The organism is Arsenophonus sp. (assembly GCA_031446085.1).
GTDB lineage: Bacteria > Pseudomonadota > Gammaproteobacteria > Enterobacterales > Enterobacteriaceae.
Window position 1 is genome coordinate 448,230 of sequence record CP132901.1, and the last position, 17,388, is coordinate 465,617.

Annotated in this window: 14 protein-coding genes and 1 tRNA gene; 5 read left to right on the top strand and 10 right to left on the bottom strand. The window is 24.8% G+C overall.

What is annotated here, in order from left to right; all coding sequences use genetic code 11:
* Nucleotides 1–7 precede the first annotated feature (7 nt).
* Nucleotides 8–697: a lipoprotein-releasing ABC transporter ATP-binding protein LolD gene (gene lolD / locus RA161_02265; GenBank protein WMY97339.1), complete on the bottom strand. Its 690-nt coding sequence runs from the start codon at nucleotides 695–697 to the stop codon at nucleotides 8–10.
* Nucleotides 690–1,892 carry an ABC transporter permease gene (locus RA161_02270; protein ID WMY97340.1) on the bottom strand — a complete coding sequence of 401 codons (1,203 nt, stop codon included), beginning with the start codon at nucleotides 1,890–1,892 and terminating at the stop codon, nucleotides 690–692. Before RA161_02270 ends, lolD begins: the two co-directional genes overlap by 8 nt.
* A gap of 241 nt (nucleotides 1,893–2,133) precedes the next feature.
* Here RA161_02270 and mfd point away from each other — a divergent pair, with 241 nt between their 5' ends.
* The gene (mfd, locus tag RA161_02275; GenBank protein ID WMY97341.1) at nucleotides 2,134–4,200 is read left to right on the top strand and encodes a transcription-repair coupling factor; all 2,067 of its coding nucleotides are present in this window, start codon (nucleotides 2,134–2,136) and stop codon (nucleotides 4,198–4,200) included.
* Nucleotides 4,201–4,221: 21 nt separating this feature from the next.
* Here the strand turns inward: mfd and RA161_02280 are convergent, their stop codons facing one another.
* A complete protein-coding gene (locus tag RA161_02280) occupies nucleotides 4,222–5,541 on the bottom strand; it encodes an NAD(P)/FAD-dependent oxidoreductase (protein WMY97342.1) in 1,320 nt (439 codons plus the stop codon).
* A 209-nt stretch (nucleotides 5,542–5,750) separates the two neighbouring features.
* On the opposite strand from RA161_02280, the gene RA161_02285 reads away from it, so the two are divergent.
* Nucleotides 5,751–5,826 (top strand) — tRNA-Asn (locus RA161_02285).
* A gap of 39 nt (nucleotides 5,827–5,865) precedes the next feature.
* Here RA161_02285 and hspQ read toward each other — a convergent pair.
* The gene (gene hspQ, locus RA161_02290) at nucleotides 5,866–6,189 is read right to left on the bottom strand and encodes a heat shock protein HspQ (GenBank protein WMY97343.1); all 324 of its coding nucleotides are present in this window, start codon (nucleotides 6,187–6,189) and stop codon (nucleotides 5,866–5,868) included.
* Nucleotides 6,190–6,357: 168 nt separating this feature from the next.
* On the opposite strand from hspQ, the gene rpiA reads away from it, so the two are divergent.
* Nucleotides 6,358–7,026: a ribose-5-phosphate isomerase RpiA gene (gene rpiA, locus RA161_02295; GenBank protein WMY97344.1), complete on the top strand. Its 669-nt coding sequence runs from the start codon at nucleotides 6,358–6,360 to the stop codon at nucleotides 7,024–7,026.
* Between the two features lie 31 nt (nucleotides 7,027–7,057).
* On the opposite strand, the gene rplS is transcribed toward rpiA, so the two are convergent.
* From rplS to RA161_02320, 5 genes are read right to left on the bottom strand one after another with little or no spacing between them, the layout of a single operon-like run.
* Nucleotides 7,058–7,429: a 50S ribosomal protein L19 gene (gene rplS / locus RA161_02300; GenBank protein WMY97345.1), complete on the bottom strand. Its 372-nt coding sequence runs from the start codon at nucleotides 7,427–7,429 to the stop codon at nucleotides 7,058–7,060.
* A gap of 27 nt (nucleotides 7,430–7,456) precedes the next feature.
* Nucleotides 7,457–8,200 (bottom strand): tRNA (guanosine(37)-N1)-methyltransferase TrmD, encoded by a 744-nt coding sequence (gene trmD, locus RA161_02305; GenBank protein WMY97346.1) that lies wholly within the window; start codon nucleotides 8,198–8,200, stop codon nucleotides 7,457–7,459.
* Between the two features lie 21 nt (nucleotides 8,201–8,221).
* Nucleotides 8,222–8,746, bottom strand: a complete 525-nt coding sequence (gene rimM / locus RA161_02310; protein WMY97347.1) for a ribosome maturation factor RimM — start codon at nucleotides 8,744–8,746, stop codon at nucleotides 8,222–8,224.
* 7 nt (nucleotides 8,747–8,753) lie between these two features.
* On the bottom strand, nucleotides 8,754–8,993 hold the full coding sequence (gene rpsP, locus RA161_02315) for a 30S ribosomal protein S16 (protein WMY97348.1): 240 nt from the start codon (nucleotides 8,991–8,993) through the stop codon (nucleotides 8,754–8,756).
* 27 nt (nucleotides 8,994–9,020) lie between these two features.
* A complete protein-coding gene (locus RA161_02320; GenBank protein ID WMY97349.1) occupies nucleotides 9,021–10,376 on the bottom strand; it encodes a signal recognition particle receptor subunit alpha in 1,356 nt (451 codons plus the stop codon).
* A 155-nt stretch (nucleotides 10,377–10,531) separates the two neighbouring features.
* Between RA161_02320 and dnaB the strand changes: the two genes are divergently transcribed.
* Together dnaB and alr are read left to right on the top strand one after the other, a co-directional pair.
* Complete coding sequence (gene dnaB, locus RA161_02325; GenBank protein WMY97350.1) at nucleotides 10,532–11,935, top strand: replicative DNA helicase; 1,404 nt, start codon at nucleotides 10,532–10,534, stop codon at nucleotides 11,933–11,935.
* A 35-nt stretch (nucleotides 11,936–11,970) separates the two neighbouring features.
* The gene (gene alr / locus RA161_02330) at nucleotides 11,971–13,056 is read left to right on the top strand and encodes an alanine racemase (protein ID WMY97351.1); all 1,086 of its coding nucleotides are present in this window, start codon (nucleotides 11,971–11,973) and stop codon (nucleotides 13,054–13,056) included.
* An 84-nt stretch (nucleotides 13,057–13,140) separates the two neighbouring features.
* Here alr and rpoC read toward each other — a convergent pair whose 3' ends face one another.
* Entirely contained in the window at nucleotides 13,141–17,385 is a 4,245-nt protein-coding gene (gene rpoC, locus RA161_02335; GenBank protein WMY97352.1) for a DNA-directed RNA polymerase subunit beta', read from the bottom strand.
* Nucleotides 17,386–17,388 lie beyond the last annotated feature (3 nt).

Genomic DNA, 17,388 nt, shown 5'->3' on the forward strand with positions numbered 1-17,388 from the left:
AATTGTCCTAAAATACACAATCTAATAAAATACCATCCCGCATTTCAAATTTACGAGAAAAAGAATGAGCTAATTTTAAATCATGTGTAACAATTAAAAATGAAGTTCCTTTTTTTTTATTCATATCTACTAATATATTAAATATTTTTTTAGCATTATTAAAATCTAAATTTCCAGTTGGTTCATCTGCTAAAATTAAAGACGGATTATTAATTAAAGCTCTTGCTATAGAAACACGTTGCCGTTCACCACCAGATAATAAAAAAGTTTTATTATTCGCATGATGATTTAATCCTAATAAATCCAATAATTTAAATGCTTCATATTTTGCTTTAGATATAGAAATATTTGCTATTAATAAAGGCATCATTACATTTTCAAGAACTGTAAAATCAGGTAACAAATGATGAAATTGATAAATAAATCCTAATTCTTTATTTCTGAATTTTGATTTTTCATTAATAGAAAAGGAAGAAAAATCCTTACCATTAAAAAAAATACTTCCACTACTAAAATTATCTAATCCACCTAATACATGTAATAAAGTACTTTTGCCTGATCCTGAACTACCAATAATAACAACCATTTCTCTTTTTTTAATAGAAAAAGAAATATTGTTTAAAACAATTTTATTATTAATACCATCTTTATATTCTTTAAATAAATTTTTACAAACCAAAAAATCAGAATTAGACATAACGAAAAACTTTGGCAGGATATATACGAGAAGCATACCATGCCGGATATATTGCTGCAATAAATGAAAGCATTATAGATAATATAATTATCATTATAATATTTTGTATATCTATAACAATAGGTAAAACTATACTATCAGAAAAAAATCCAAATAATACTATTATTTTATTTAAATACAATGAAATTAATATACCTAAGATTGTTCCACTAATAATTCCAACAATACTTGTCCATATACCTTTTAATATAAAAATAAACATAATTTTAATACGATTTAATCCTAGAGTCCATAAAATTGCTATTTCAATTTTTTTTTGGATTACAATTAATACAACAGAAGATATTATATTAAAACAAGAAATTCCAATAATTAAACTTAATAATAAACCCAACATATTTTTTTCCATTCGAACAGCCTGAAAAAATTCTCCCTTTTTTTCTCTCCAATCCGTCCATATAAGATTTTCTGGTAATTTTTGATTACTTAAAATATGTACTTTAAGTGGAAAATTTAAAAAAAGTCTCCATCCTGTAATATATCCATCAGGATAACACATTAAACGAGCTGCATCGTTTTGATTGACTATTATTGTATTTGTATCTATTTCAGTATAAGTAGAAAAAAATCCTGCTATCTTAAATAATCTTTGACTTGGTATATGCCCTATTGGAGTTAATCGCATAACGTTTGGTATTATTATTCTAATATAGTCTCCTAATTTTACCTGTAATTTTTCTGCTAATTCATAACCTAAAAAAATGTAATAATCACCGTCATTTAAAGAAATATCTTTAAAAACATTTATATGTTTATATATCGGATCACTATGAATATCATTAATACCCATCATTATTCCAAAAGAAACATCATAATCACTTTGAATAATGACATCACTTTGAACAATAGAAGTAATATTTTTAATACCTTTTAAATGTTTAATTTTTTCTTTTGTTAAAATATTAGGATTTAAATTTCCATTTAATGTAGTTAAAATAACTTGCGACATATAAGAGAGAATATTATCTTGTAAAGATCTTTCAAAACCAGTCATAATTGAAGTAACAATAATCAAAATTAATACGCCTAATGCAAAACTAATTGTGGATAATATTGATAAAAATCGAGCAAATTTATCTTCTATTTGCTTAAAAATATAACGATATGAAATAAAAAATACAACGAAATAATGCATAAAATTTAAAATTCCTAAACACTTAAAAAATCTATTATAAAAACAATAGTATTTCTTAATATAAGAAATAACTTCATATTTAATTAATTATAAAAAATGATTTAATCAAATTAAATTTAATATACAATAAAAAAATATATAATAAATATATTAATTCAATAGAAATTAAAAGAAATACTAAAAAATAAGAAATTTTGTATAATCTCAATTTTATTTAAATAAATTAGAAAAAAATAAAATTATGTCATTTGATATTCAAAAAAATAATAAAAAAAATTTCATCACAAATAATATATTTAATATAAAAAAAGGACAACTTGTGGTTCATTTTGAACATGGTATAGGCATTTATCAAGGATTGATTACAATAAAAACAAGAGATATTATTTCTGAATATCTAGTAATAGATTATGCTGATCATGATAAATTATATGTTCCAATTTCTTCAATTCATTTAGTAACTCTATACGATTTCAATCATAAAAAATATGTATCTTTAAATAAATTGGGAAAAAATTCTTGGGATAAAACAAAAAAAAAAACAGTAAAAAAAATTCAAGATATTGCTGCTGAATTATTAGAAGCAACTGCACAAAGAAAAATTGAAAAAGGATATCCATTTCAATATAACAAAAAAAAATATAAATTATTTTGTAATTCTTTTCCATTTGAAATGACTTCAGATCAAAAAAAAGCCATTCATTCTGTGATTGATGATATGACTAAACCTATTGCAATGCATCACATAGTGTGTGGTGATGTAGGGTTTGGAAAAACTGAAATCGCTATTAGAGCAGCTTTTTTAGCTGTAGATAATAACAAACAAGTAGGAATACTAGTTCCAACAACTCTTTTAGCACAACAACATTTTAATAACTTTTGTGATCGTTTTAAAAACTGGCCTATAAAAATAGATATTTTATCAAGATTTCGAAATACAAAAGACCAAAAAAATATTATTCATTTAATAAGTCAAGGTAAAATTGACATTTTAATTGGCACACATAAATTATTACAAAAAAATATTAAATGGAAAAATCTTGGTTTATTAATTATTGATGAAGAACATAGATTTGGAGTAATCCATAAAGAACTATTAAATTCTAAACATAAAAATATAGATATATTAATATTAACTGCTACGCCAATACCAAGAACCTTATACATGGCTATGAATGGATTAAGAAACCTTTCAATTATTTCTAGTCCACCAGATAATCGACTATCCATTAAAACATTTGTTTACCAATTTAATACGGAAATAATTCGTAAAGCAATTTTAAAAGAGATATCACGTAATGGACAAGTATACTATATTTTTAATAATGTTAAAATAATTGAAAAAAGAAAAACCTTTCTTCAAAAACTTATTCCAGAAGTAAAATTTGAGATCGGTCATGGACAAATGCCCACTAAAAACCTTGAAAAGATCATGATAAAATTTTATCAAAAAAAATTTGATGTATTGATTTGTAGTACTATTATAGAAACAGGAATAGATATTTCTAATGTAAATACAATTATTATTGAACGTGCCGATAAATTCGGATTAGCACAATTATATCAATTAAAAGGTCGAGTAGGAAGGTCTAAAAATCAAGCTTACGCATATTTATTAACACCTAATCCTAAATTAATGACAACTAATTCAAAAAAAAGATTAGATGCATTTAAATCTTTTAAAGATCTTGGCATTGGTTTTACATTAGCTACACAAGATTTAGAAATTAGAGGATCTGGAAAATTACTAGGAAAAGAACAAAGTGGACAAATCACAAATATAGGAATTGAACTATATTCTATTTTTTTAAAAAATGCTATTAAACTACTAAAAAAAGGGAAAGAACCTACTTTGGAAAAGTTAAGTTATAAATCTGTTGAATTAGAATTATCTATTCCTTTATTTTTTCCAGAAACTTATATTAATAATGTTAATCAACGTTTATTATATTACAAAAAAATAGCTACTATAAATAGTAAAGAAAAACTAAATTTAATAAAAATAGAACTTATTAAAAAATTTGGAATGATTCCAAGATCAGGAATATTTATTTTAGAATTAGCATTAATTAGAATAAAAGCACTGGAAATAGGAATTAAAAAAATAAAAATGAATCAGAAAAAAGGATATATAGAATTTTTTAATGAAAATTCTATAGATACAAATAAAATTATTTATTTAATAAATAAATATCCTAATGTTTATAAATTAAATCAATCTAATCAAATAGAATTTAATATTAAATTAAATTCAGAAGAAGATAGGCTAATATTTATTAAAAAATTAATAAAAAAATTAAAAAAATAAAAAAAATAATTTTTAACTAATTTAATCATATAACTTATATTTTGGTTTAATTAGTTTATAAAAAAAACTCACTAACATAATTAATATAGTTTTCAAATAACCATGTAAGTTTATTTGATGTATTCGATATAACATTAAATATATTGTTTTTGCTAATCTTCCTTCAATAATTAAATTTTTATTAAAAGAAAGAAATTTTAAAATATTTCCTACTGTACTAAATTCAGATAATGATATAAATATACCACGATCTTTATAAGAATATTCTTTTAATGATTTTTTATTTAAAAAATAAATAATATTTCTATAACATAAATCAGCCATTTGATATGCTGCTTGTGCTCTAGGCGGAACAAATTCATTATTATTATGATTCATCGGACAAGATGCACAATCACCAATAGCAAAAATTGAATCATCTAACGTTGTTTGTAAAGTTTTTTTAACAATCAATTGATTAATATGATTAGTTTCTAATCCTGATATATTTTTTAAAAAATCTGCACATTTAATACCCGCAACCCATATTGTCAACGAAGATTTTATCTTACTTCCATCTTGAATATTTAATCCATCAATATCTACACTAGTTACTAATGTATTAGTTAAAACTTTAATTCCTAAATAATTTAATTTTTTATGTATATTTTCAGATATATTAATCGATAGTGATGGAAGTATTCTGTTACTTGCTTCTATTAAATAAATATTAATTTTTTTTGTTTTTAAAGATTTTAATTTATAATCATTAAATGCAGATATGGCATAATAAATTTCAGAACAAAGCTCAACTCCAGTTGCTCCAGCTCCTACAACAACAATATTAAATTTATCTTTTTCTTTTTTATTACAAATAACATTTGAATTTGAAAAAAATAAATTTAATAATTCTTTATGTATAGAATTAGCTTCTCTGAAAGAATTTAAAAACATACAATATTTTTTTACATTTGGAATATTAAAATCATTGGAAATGCTTCCTATTGATAAAACTAATATATCATAGTTTAATTCTACTTGCGATAATATCATTCTACCTTTAGAATCATAACATTCAGATAAAACGATTTTTTTTTCTAATTTATTAATATTTATTAATTTACCCAAATGAAAATTAAAATAATGTTGAGATGCATGTAATAAATAACTCAATTTTTTTACTCTATCATTGATTAACCCAGATGCTACTTCATGCAATAAAGGTTTCCATACATGACTAGCATTACAATCTACTAATGTAATTTTAGCAATTTTATTTTTTCCCAAATTATTCCCTAATTTAGTTGCAAGTTCCAATCCACCTGCACCACCACCTACAATAATTATTTTAATTCTTGACATAATAGAGAACATCCAATTTATAATAAATATTATTTTTAAACAATATTATTTATATATAAAATATAAATGTCTATAGCATAACATTATATCTTTTTATTTTCAAGAAAATTATTAATATATTCATATTGTTTCTAAACTTTCATTTTTTTTAAAAAAAAAATTGAAAAAAAAATAATATGCTATATAATGATTATTAATTTAATAAAAAATCCTCCATAGTTCAGTTGGTAGAACGGCGGACTGTTAATCCGTATGTCACTGGTTCGAGTCCAGTTGGGGGAGCCAGATTAATAGAACATATTTTATATAAAATAAAATATATTATTAATTTCTTAATTGAGGAGCTTTAAGTTGGTTTTTGATTGATTCTGATAATTCATCTAAAGAAGACTGTTCAGGATGTTCTTTTAATAATTCATATGTTATTTGAGCTTCTGCTAAATATGTATGAATAGGATCGCCGTTATCATCTTCCATTACAACATAATACCAAGGCGATGCACGCAGGTCTGCATTAGATGATATTTCATCATTTTGATGTCTATCGATCAAAGAGTATTCTGGATCAACATCTACTATTACACCAAGATATCCTAATAATTTATGTCTTATTTGTTGACCAATATTAAATTTACTATTAGTCACCATCATATAGCCTCCCAATATAATACATTTATTATAAATAAATAAATAAAAAATATATGTCCTATATATAAGATTTCAAGTATATTATAAAATATATTATTTTCATAAATTATATTATATATTCTATAGAAAAAAAACTAAACATATTTTTATATATAACTCATAAATTACATGAAAAACCAAGAAATTTTAAAAAAAATAGCTGCTCGTTATGCTTTAAAATACATTACTGCTAATTTGACTATTGGCGTAGGTAGTGGTTCTACTGTTAATTACTTTATTAACGAATTACAAAAAAAATCAAAAATAATTAAAGGAGTTGTACCAGCATCTATATCTTCTAGTGAAAAACTAAAATCTTTAAATATTCCTTTATTAAAAATAAAGGATATAAAATCTATCGATCTTTATATAGATAGTGCTGATGAAGTTGATGATAATTTAATGATGATTAAAGGAGGAGGAGGCGCATTAACTTGTGAAAAAATATTAGTAGGAATGTCTAAAAAATTTATAGGAATTGCAGATGAATATAAAAAAGTTAATGTTTTAGGAAAATTCCCATTACCTATAGAAATATTACCCATTGCATATAATCATGTAATGGAGAAATTATTATTTTTAGGAGGATTACCCAAACTAAGAAAAAATTTTTTTACAGATCACGGAAATATTATTATTGACATATATCAATTGAAAATATCAAATCCTAAAAAAATAGAAACACAAATAAATATGATTCCAGGAGTTATTACAGTAGGACTATTTACACACCATAAAGCAAATTTTTTTATATTAGCTAAAAAAAATAATACTATAAAAATTATACATGCAAAATAATAACTTTTAAAAAAATTGAATTAAATTGATTTTAAACATCATTTTTTTTATCCTTATTTATTAAACGTGTTTTTATACGAGCAGATTTTCCAAAAAGAAAACGCAAGTAATATAATTTTGCACGTCTTACTTTTCCAAATTTATTAATCTTAATAGAATATATCATATTAGAATACATTGGAAATACCCTTTCAACTCCTTCAGAATGAGAAATTTTTCTTACAGTAAAAGATGAATTTAATCCTTTATGTCTCATAGCAATAACTATACCTTCAAAAGCTTGTAAACGCTTTTTATTGCCTTCTAACACCCATGTTTGTACTTCTATAGTATCTCCAGAACGAAATATTGGAACATTATTTCTAATTTGCTCATCTTCAATTTTTTTTATTAAATTATTCATTTTTTTCCCGTAAAAAGAAAACTATATTTATTTATTATATTCCTTTTGAAACTCCAATAATAACATTTTTTCTTCACTATTAAATATCTTTTTTTTTAAAAGACTAGGTTTTTTTAACCACGTCTTGCCTAATGACTGTTTTAACCTCCAACGTTTAATCAACTTATGATTGCCAGATAATAAAACATTTGGAACCATTAATCCAGAAAACAAAAAAGGTTTAGTATAATTAGGATAATCAAATAAAAAATCTGTAAATGAATCTTCATTTACAGATTTTTTATTATTTAATACACCAGGAATAAATCTGGAAATAGCATCAATTAAAACCATTGCAGGTAATTCACCACCAGTAAGTATATAGTCCCCAATAGACCATTCTTCATCTACTAATGTTTGAATAACTCTTTCATCAACACCTCTATATCTACCACAAATGCAAATAAATTTATTTTCTTTAATAAAAGAAGCAACACTTTTATAAGTAAAAGTTTTACCCTGAGGAGTTAAATATAATACTTTTGTTTCATTTCCTAACTTTTTTTTTGCTGCCTTTACAGCAGATCGAATAGGTTGAATTGACATAACCATACCAGACCCACCACCATAAGGTGGAAAATCAATTCGACGATATTTATCATTATATGTATAATTTCTTGGATTCCAAAAAAAAACATTCAAAAAATTGTTCTTTATAGCTTTCCCTACAATGCCATACTTAATAAAAGAAGAAAATAATTTTGGAAAAATGCTAATAATACCAATATTCATAAAAAATACCTTTAAAAAAAATTATTGATTCCAAGTAACATAAATTACTTTATTAAAAGTATCTATTCTTCTAATAACCTTTTTCAATATAAAAGGTATTAAAAATTCATTTAATTTATGATTAGAATTACGTACAATTAATACATCATTTGAACCTGTTTCTATTATATCTTTAACATAACCCAATAATTTACCATCAATATTGATTACTTGGCAATCAAGTATATTAAACCAATAAAATTCATCTAAAGGTAAAATTGGAAGTTGTTTTTTTTTTACAAAAATATAACTATTACATATTCTTTTAGCCATATCTCTATCATTAATATAATCTATTTTAAATATGAAATTTTTTTTATAACATTGCCAATTTTTTACAAATATTTTTTTCCATTTATTTAATTCTTTAATATACCAAGGAGAATAATTAAAAATATTACTTTTTATTTGAGAATATGAAAAAATTTTTATCCATCCTTTAACACCATATGGACTACATATTTTTCCTAAAACAATTAAATTTTCATGATTAACATTATTAAACATAATTAATTTATTTCATTTTTTTTAAAATACTAGATATAATATCTGATTTTTTAGCTCCTAATCCAATCCAATAATTTAATCTATTAATATCAATTTTAATTTTTTTTTCTTTATTAAAAGAAATAGGATTGAAATATCCAATTTTTTCAATAAATCTTCCATCACGAGCTCTTCTTGAATCTGCTACAACAATTTGGTAAAAAGGACGTTTTTTTGATCCACCTCTAGATAAACGAATGATAACCATAAAATATTATTTATTCTCCTTTAAAATTTAATTAAAATTATTGGATTTTATAATATTTTTTATACTGTATAAAATATTATAAAAAGAACTATGAGATGTTTTTTTTACTAATTTTTTAATAGATTTAAAAAAAATGATTAATTGATTAATATCAGCAACACTAGTTCCTGATCCATATGCAATACATTTTTTACGAAAATTTTTAATTTTAGGATTTTTTCTTTCTTGAATTGTCATGGATAAAATAATCGCCTTCATATCCTTGATTTTTTTATCATTTAACTTATTTAATATTACATTAGAAATTTCTAAAATACCAAAATATTTATTTATTAACTTTTTAATACCACCCATTTTTTGAAATATATTTAATTGATTTAAAAAATCATCTAAAGTATAATCTTTAGTTATTTTTTTGTAATTTTCTAATTTAGTTGATAATCGTATAATATCTCTTGTCTCTTGATTAGGAAAAACAGAATAATCTGTTCCAAAAATACGTGAAACTATTTTTTTAGAATTAAAAAATTCTAATCCTTTATTAACTTTTTCACTAGTACCTAAAAATTTAATAGGTATTTTAGTATAATAAAAAATAGAAAATGCAGCACCAACTCTCGAATTTCCATCGATCTTAGTTAAAATAACACTACTACACGGCAATACATTATTAATACTTTTAGCAATATTACCTGATGCTTGACCCATCATAGAATCTACTACTAAAATAATTTCAATAGGTTTAATTGATTTAGTTAAAAAATAAATTTTTTTTAAAATTTCTGCTTGACGACAATCTATGAATCCAGGAGTATCTATAATAAGTAAATTATATAAATTTTGATTTGCATAATTTATCGATTCTTGAACTATTTCTTCGATTTTTTTAATTTTTTTTGGATAAAAAAAATCGATTTTAACTAAATGAGATAAATCATTTAATTGTTTAATACTAGATGAACGATATAAATCTAATGAAGTAATTAATACTTTTTTATTATTTCTATTTCGAAAAAAATTACCTAATTTAACTGATGTAATTGTTTTTCCTGAACCATTTAATCCTATAATTATAAAAATACTTAATGATTTTTTTTTAAAAAAAATCTTGTTATTCCTATAACTCATGATATTTAATAATTCACAATACATAATTTTTATAAATACTTGACCAGGATTTAAAGAATTATTAATATCTTGACCAAGTGATTTTTTTTTCACAATTTCAACAAAAGAATTTATTACTGGTAATGGAAGATCAGCTTCTAATAAAGAAACACGTACTTGTCTTAAGGATTCTTGAATATTTTTTTCAGTTAATCTACCATATCCTCGTAAATTACTAAATAAATTTGCTAGTCTATTAGTTATTTTTTTAAACATTATTAATAATGATTCTATAAAATAATAATTATTATAATACTTTTTTTATAAAAAGACATTGAATTTATAAAAATTAAATAATTATATTATTTTTTTTAATTTTAGTAAAAGAATGTACAATACAAATATTTATATTAAAATAATTAATTAAAATTATGGAAAAAAATCAGAAATATTTAACTGAAAATAATAAAAAAATAAAGAATTTTAATATTCCATCATATTCTCTTGAATCTGAACAATCAATTTTAGGCATTTTAATGTTAGATAATCAATATATTGAAAATGTATTAGATACATTAATCTATACTGATTTTTATATTCAAACACATCGTTTAATATTTTTAGAAATCACTTATCTTTTTGAACAAAATAAACCTATCGATTTAATTACTTTATCAGAATCATTAGAAAGACAAGGCAAATTAGAAAGCGTTGGAGGATTTTCTTATTTAGCAGAATTAGCAAAAAATATTCCAACTACTTCAAATATAGAAGCTTATATCGAAATCGTAAGAGAACGATCTATTATTCGAGAAATTGCTAAAGCAGCAAGTAATATATCAGAAGCTGCCTATAATTTAAATGGAAAAAAAAGTGATGAATTACTAGATTTTGCTGAATCACAAATATTTAAAATCACAGAATCTAAAATTAATAGAAATCAAGGACCAAAAAAAATAGAAGAACTACTAAATAAAACAATAAAAAATATTGAAAATTTATATAAAAATCCCTACAAAAATATAACAGGATTATCTACTGGATATCCAGATCTTGATAAAAAAACTGCTGGATTACAAAATTCTGATTTAATCATTATTGCTGCAAGACCATCAATGGGCAAAACTACTTTTGCTATGAATTTATGTGAAAATGCAGCACTAATTAGTAATAAACCTGTTTTAATATTTAGTTTAGAAATGCCTGCTAATCAAATTATAATTCGTATGTTGTCTTCATTATCTAGAGTTGAACAAAGCAAAATTAGAACAGGACAATTACATGAGTCAGACTGGAATAAAATATCTAATACTGTTTCTTTATTAATGAAAAAACGTAATATTTATATTGATGATTCTTCTAAACTTACACCAATAGAACTTAGATCTCGTTCAAGAAAATTATATCGCGAACATGGTGGATTAAGTTTAATTATGTTAGATTATCTTCAATTAATGCATGCTCCATATATTTCAGATAACAGAACTTTAGAAATTGCTGAAATTTCAAGATCTCTTAAATCATTAGCAAAAGAACTAAAAATTCCAATCATAGCTTTATCTCAATTAAATCGTAGTTTAGAACAAAGATCTGACAAAAAACCAATGAATTCTGATTTACGTGAATCAGGATCAATTGAACAAGATGCAGATCTAATTTTATTTATATATAGAGATGAAATTTATAATATTAACTCTGATTTAAAAGGAATTGCAGAAATAATTATTGGAAAACAAAGAAACGGACCAATAGGAAATTTTCGTTTAACATTTAATGGACAATATTCAAGATTTGATAATTATGCACCACCAATTTATAACAAAAACAATCTTTAATTATTCAATATTTTTAAATAAAAAAGGTACTTTTCATGGAAAACATCATAGCCATAATAAATAAAAGTGCTATAAGACATAATTTAAAATTCATAAAAAAAAAAACAAAAAAAAAAATAATGACAATTGTTAAATCAAATGCTTATGGACATGGTTTATTAAAAACATCAAAAATAATTCAAGATTTAACTGACTATTTTGGAGTTGCAAAAATAAAAGAAGCAATATTACTAAAAAAAAGTGGAATATATAAACCTATATTAATTTTATCAGGTTTTATAAAAGAAAAAGAATTAAAAATTATAACAAAATATAATTTTCATACTGTAATTCATCATATAGAACAATTAAATATACTAAAAAAAACCGATATAAAAAAAAAAATTAATATTTGGATGAAAATAGATACAGGCATGCATAGATTAGGAATTAGAATGGAAGAATCAGAAATTTTTTATAAAAAATTAATACAATGTACCAATGTACAAAACCCAATAAATATTATTAGCCATTTTAGTCAAGCAGATAATTTTTTAAAATCTAGTACACAAACTAAAAAAGAATTAAATAACTTTTTTTATTTTATAAAAAAAAAATCAGGATTAAAATCCATTGCTTCATCTTCATCAATATTATTATATCCAAAATCATATCTAAATTTAATTCGTCCAGGAATTATTACATATGGAATTTCACCAATTAAAAATAAAATAGGAAAAAATTTTGGATTAAAATCGGTGATGAAATTAAAATCTTTTTTAATATCCATAAAAAAACATAAATATGGAGAATCAGTTGGTTATCATGGATTATGGATCAGTAAAAAAAATACATATATCGGAATTATTTCTATTGGTTATGGAGACGGATATCCACAAAGTGTTCCATTTGGAACACCTGTATTAATTGGAGGTAAAAGAGTTCCAATTATTGGTAAAATATCTATGAATATGATTACAGTAGATTTAGGAATTAATCATAATTTTTATATAGGACAAGAAGTAATTATATGGGGTTCTTCATCACTTCCTATAGAAAAAATTGAAAAATATACTGGAATTAGTAGTTATTCATTATTAACGCAATTAAATAATCGAATAGCCTTTAAATATGTAAAATAAAAAAATTTATATATTAACTATTTTAATAGACATCTTATTGATGAAAATTAAGATGTCTATTAAATAAATTTTTTTAATAACAAATTACTTATAATCTAAATGGTTTGATTGTGCGTTTAATAATTCTGTTAAATCTTTAGTAGCTTTCTGATCTGATTTTTTATTAGAGGAATTTGTTTTTTTTTCATTTGGGATTAAATTTTGACGGTGAATACGCTCTTGATGATAAGAATACCCTGTACCTGCAGGAATTAATCGACCAACAATTACATTCTCTTTTAACCCTCTTAAATCATCTTTTTTACTAGCAACTGCAGCTTCAGTAAGAACACGCGTTGTTTCTTGAAACGACGCAGCTGAAATAAAAGAATCTGTAGATAATGAAGCTTTAGTAATTCCCAATAAATCACGATTAAAAGTAGCAGGGACCTTTCCATTTTTTTTTAATTTTTTATTTTCTAATTTTACACGAGAATATTCTATTTGCTCTCCTTCTAAAAATGTAGAATCACCTGAATTAAGAATTGTTACTTTTCTTAACATTTGACGCACTATAACTTCAATATGTTTATCATTAATTTTTACTCCTTGAAGTCTATATACCTCTTGTACTTCATTAGTAATATAACGCGCTACTGCATGTGCTCCTCTCAATCTTAAAATATCGTGAGGAGATTCTGGACCATCAGAAATCACATCTCCTTTTTCTACTCTCTCTCCTTCAAATACATTTAATTGACGCCATTTAGGAATCATTTCTTCATGAAAATAACTACTTTCATCACCAGTAGTAGGGGTAATAACCAAACGACGCTTTCCTTTAGTTTCCTTTCCAAATGAAACAATTCCAGTAATTTCTGCTAGAATAGCAGGTTCTTTAGGTTTTCTAGCCTCAAATAAATCTGCTACTCTTGGTAATCCACCAGTAATATCCTTTGTTCCAGAAGATTCTTGAGGTATTCTAGCTAAAATATCTCCAACATTAATAACAGATAAATTTTCTAACTGAATAATAGCTTTTCCAGGTAAAAAATATTGTGCTGGCATATCTGTTCCTGGAATTAAAATATCATCTCCATTTTCATCAATAATACGTAATGCTGGACGTAAATCTTTAGCTACAGTTGTTCTTTCAGATGTATCTAAAACAACAATAGAAGATAATCCTGTTAATTCATCAGTTTGCCTTATAATAGATTGCCCATCTATCATATCAAAAAATGATACTATTCCTGCAACTTCACTGATTACCGGCAAAGTATGTGGATCCCAATTTGCAACAATTTCATTACTAACAACAGTATCTTGATTACCTTTACTTAATGATGCTCCATAAGGAAGATTGTAACGCTCTTTCGTTCTATTAAACTCATCAACAATTGTAAGTTCAGTATTTCTTGATGTTATAACAAGAAAACCTTGAGAATTTTTTACAAATTTAGCATTAACTAGCTTAATTATTCCTTTATTATGTACTTGAATACAAGAAGCAGCCGCAGCACGAGATGCAGCTCCTCCAATATGAAAAGTACGCATAGTTAGCTGTGTACCAGGTTCACCAATAGATTGAGCTGCAATTACTCCAATTGCTTCTCCTTTATTAATTAAATGACCTCTTGCTAAATCTCTTCCATAACATTTTGCGCAAACTCCAAAATAAGTTTCACAACTTACTACAGATCTAACTTTTATACTGTCTACTGAATAAAATTCTAATTGATCACAATATTTTTCATTAATTAATGTATTACGCGATATTAAAATATCTTTTGTTCCAGGAATAAAAACATCTTCTGCAGAAACTCGACCCAACACACGTTCTCTTAATGGCTCTTTTACATCAGCACCTTCAATCACTGGAGTAATTAATATTCCATCATATGTCCCACAATCATCTTGTGTAATAACTAAATCTTGAGCAACATCTACTAATCTACGAGTTAAATAACCAGAGTTAGCTGTTTTTAAAGCTGTATCTGCTAAACCTTTTCTAGCACCATGAGTAGAAATAAAAAATTGCAATACATTTAAACCTTCTCTAAAATTTGCTGTAATTGGAGTTTCTATAATTGATCCATCAGGTTTTGCCATTAATCCACGCATTCCAGCTAATTGACGAATTTGAGCTGCAGAACCACGAGCACCTGAATCAGCCATCATAAATATATTATTAAATGAAATTTGTTTTTTTACTTTCCCATGATTAGTATATACTATTTCTGTAGATAAGTTTTTCATCATTGCATTAGCAACACGTTCATTTGCAGCAGCCCAAATATCAATGACTTTATTATATCGTTCACCAGCTGTAACTAATCCAGATTGAAACTGATCTTGAATATCTGCAACTTCAATCTCTGCTTCAGCAATAATATCTGATTTTTTCTTAGGTATCACCATATCATCAATACCAACAGATGCACCAGAACGTGTAGCAAAATTAAAACCAGTATACATTATTTGATCAGCAAAATTCACAGTAGATTTTAATCCTAACACACGATAACAAGTATTTAACATCTTAGAAATAGCTTTTTTACCTAATGGTTGATTAATTAATGAATATGGTAATCCTTTTGGAACAATCATCCATAAAATAGCACGACCAATAGTCGTATCAATTAGTTTTGAACAAATATTTTTTTTACCGTTTTCATCAAAAAATTCTTCTTTAATTCGAACTTTTACACGAGCATGTAAAGAAGCAAAATTAGAATGATAAACATGTTCTGCTTCTTTTGGTCCAGATAATATCATACCTTCACCAATAACATTAATTGCATCTCTAGTCATATAATATAACCCTAATACTACATCTTGAGATGGAACTATGATTGGTTCTCCACTTGCTGGAGATAAAATATTATTAGTAGACATCATTAAAGCTCTAGCTTCTAATTGTGCCTCTAATGTTAGAGGTACATGCACTGCCATTTGATCTCCATCAAAATCAGCATTATAAGCTGCACAAACTAAAGGGTGTAATTGAATTGCTTTCCCTTCAATTAGTAAAGGTTCAAAAGCTTGTATGCCAAGACGATGTAAAGTAGGTGCACGATTTAACATCACTGGATGTTCTTTGATCACTTCATCTAAAATATCCCAAACAACAGGTTCTTCACGTTCAACCATTTTTTTCGCTGCTTTAATAGTTGTCGCTAATCCATTAAATTCCAATTTACCATAAATAAAAGGCTTAAATAACTCTAAAGCCATTCTTTTAGGTAAACCACATTGGTGTAATCTTAAATAAGAACCAACAGTAATAACAGATCTTCCAGAATAATCAACACGTTTTCCAAGTAAATTTTGACGAAATCTTCCCTGTTTTCCTTTAATCATATCTGCTAAAGATTTCAAAGGACGTTTGTTAGAACCTGTAATTGCTCTTCCACGACGACCATTATCCAATAATGCATCTACAGCTTCTTGTAACATTCTTTTTTCATTACGTAATATAATTTCTGGAGCTGATAAATCTAATAATCTTTTTAATCTATTATTTCTATTTATTACTCTTCGATATAAATCATTTAAATCAGAAGTTGCGAAACGACCACCGTCTAAAGGAACAAGAGGACGCAAATCTGGAGGTAACACAGGTAAAACATTTAAAATCATCCATTCTGGTTTATTAGTAGACTGAATAAATGCCTCTAATAATTTTATACGTTTAGTTATTTTTTTTCTTTTAGTTTCAGAATGAATAACATTTAATTCTCCATGTAATTTCTCACATTCCTTGATTAAATTTATTTTTTTTAACAAATTTTGAATAGCTTCTGCACCCATTTTAGCATCAAAATCATCTCCAAATTCTTCTAAAGCATCAAGATATTGCTCTTCGGTTAAAACTTGTCTACATTGTAATGTTGTTAATCCTTCTTCGATCACAACATAAGATTCAAAATATAATACACGTTCAATATCTCTTAAAGGCATATCTAGTAATAATCCAATGCGAGAAGGTAGAGATTTTAGAAACCAAATATGAGCTACCGGAGATGCTAATTCAATATGACCCATTCTATCTCTTCTAACTTTTGTTTGTGTTACTTCGACGCCACATTTTTCACAAATAACACCCCTGTGTTTCAAACGTTTATATTTACCACACAAACATTCATAATCTTTTATAGGACCAAAAATACGAGCACAAAAAAGACCATCTCGCTCTGGTTTAAACGTTCTATAATTGATTGTTTCAGGCTTTTTTACTTCTCCAAAAGACCATGATCTAATCATATCAGGAGAAGCTAAAGCAATTTTAATTGCATTAAATTCTTCGTTCCTTGTTTGTACTTTTAAAAATTTTAATAAATCTCTCACAAA

Bases quoted from the DNA above. Each gene is read 5' to 3' on its own strand.
- rplS (WMY97345.1), bottom strand. From the start codon at position 7,429: ATGAATAATTTAATAAAAAAAATTGAAGATGAGCAAATTAGAAATAAT.
- hspQ (WMY97343.1), bottom strand. From the start codon at position 6,189: ATGGTGACTAATAGTAAATTTAATATTGGTCAACAAATAAGACATAAA.
- RA161_02270 (WMY97340.1), bottom strand. From the start codon at position 1,892: ATGCATTATTTCGTTGTATTTTTTATTTCATATCGTTATATTTTTAAG.
- lolD (WMY97339.1), bottom strand. From the start codon at position 697: ATGTCTAATTCTGATTTTTTGGTTTGTAAAAATTTATTTAAAGAATAT.
- trmD (WMY97346.1), bottom strand. From the start codon at position 8,200: ATGAATATTGGTATTATTAGCATTTTTCCAAAATTATTTTCTTCTTTT.
- rpiA (WMY97344.1), top strand. From the start codon at position 6,358: ATGAAAAACCAAGAAATTTTAAAAAAAATAGCTGCTCGTTATGCTTTA.
- rimM (WMY97347.1), bottom strand. From the start codon at position 8,746: ATGTTTAATAATGTTAATCATGAAAATTTAATTGTTTTAGGAAAAATA.
- RA161_02280 (WMY97342.1), bottom strand. From the start codon at position 5,541: ATGTCAAGAATTAAAATAATTATTGTAGGTGGTGGTGCAGGTGGATTG.
- mfd (WMY97341.1), top strand. From the start codon at position 2,134: ATGTCATTTGATATTCAAAAAAATAATAAAAAAAATTTCATCACAAAT.
- RA161_02320 (WMY97349.1), bottom strand. From the start codon at position 10,376: ATGTTTAAAAAAATAACTAATAGACTAGCAAATTTATTTAGTAATTTA.
- dnaB (WMY97350.1), top strand. From the start codon at position 10,532: ATGGAAAAAAATCAGAAATATTTAACTGAAAATAATAAAAAAATAAAG.
- rpsP (WMY97348.1), bottom strand. From the start codon at position 8,993: ATGGTTATCATTCGTTTATCTAGAGGTGGATCAAAAAAACGTCCTTTT.
- alr (WMY97351.1), top strand. From the start codon at position 11,971: ATGGAAAACATCATAGCCATAATAAATAAAAGTGCTATAAGACATAAT.